Genomic DNA, 384 nt, shown 5'->3' with positions numbered 1-384 from the left:
GCGATTATTAAGCTTGTTGAATTTCGTTAGAAATTCACTCGGTTTTTTGCTTGGTAAAATCTATTTTACTTACTTATCTAGTTTTCAATGTACAATATAATATGGTGGAGACTAGCGGGATCGAACCGCTGACCTCCTGCGTGCAAAGCAGGCGCTCTCCCATCTGAGCTAAGCCCCCTAATTGGGAATTAAATTTTAATGGTGGGCCTAAATGGACTCGAACCATCGACCTCACGCTTATCAGGCGTGCGCTCTAACCAGCTGAGCTATAGGCCCATTCTTAAATTGAATGATATAAACATTCAAAACTGAATACAATATGTCTCCGTTATTCCATGACCTAATGGTCATTCCGTAATATCCTTAGAAAGGAGGTGATCCAGC

At 41.1% G+C, this 384-nt stretch carries 2 tRNA genes; both read right to left on the bottom strand.

Going from position 1 to position 384, the window contains the following annotated elements:
- Positions 1-102: 102 nt before the first annotated feature.
- A tRNA-Ala gene (locus LQ693_RS13525) sits at positions 103-178 on the bottom strand.
- Positions 179-199: 21 nt separating this feature from the next.
- A tRNA-Ile gene (locus LQ693_RS13520) sits at positions 200-276 on the bottom strand.
- Positions 277-384: the final 108 nt, after the last annotated feature.

Origin of the sequence: Mammaliicoccus sp. B-M6, from assembly GCF_022386965.1 — a bacterium.
In the GTDB taxonomy this organism is placed as follows: domain Bacteria; phylum Bacillota; class Bacilli; order Staphylococcales; family Staphylococcaceae; genus Mammaliicoccus; species Mammaliicoccus sciuri_A.
This window is presented reverse-complemented; position numbering and strand designations above follow the sequence as displayed.